The 256-nt window shown below is 40.2% G+C and carries 1 protein-coding gene; it reads left to right on the top strand.

The window, feature by feature from the left end; genetic code table 11:
• Positions 1–256: AAA family ATPase (locus SB765_RS31495; RefSeq protein ID WP_410932740.1), on the top strand; the 256-nt coding region annotated here is incomplete at both ends.

Below are 256 nucleotides of genomic sequence, written 5' to 3'. Positions count from 1 at the left end.
ATTGCCCTTCGTAATCGCTGGCGCCGTATGCAGTTAAACGAAGACTTACGCACAGAAGTAACGCCAAAGAATATTTTAATGATTGGCCCAACTGGTGTAGGTAAAACAGAAATTGCGCGTCGTTTAGCAAAACTTGCTAATGCCCCTTTTATCAAAGTTGAAGCCACTAAATTTACAGAGGTGGGTTATGTAGGTAAAGAGGTTGAAACTATCATCCGTGATTTAGTTGATGTTTCAATTAAAATGACTCGTGAGC

Source organism: Pseudomonas sp. SIMBA_067, assembly GCF_046534675.1.
Lineage (GTDB): Bacteria > Pseudomonadota > Gammaproteobacteria > Pseudomonadales > Pseudomonadaceae > Aquipseudomonas > Aquipseudomonas putida.
Note: the sequence above shows the minus strand (reverse complement) of the source record. Positions and strands in the feature narration are given on the sequence as shown.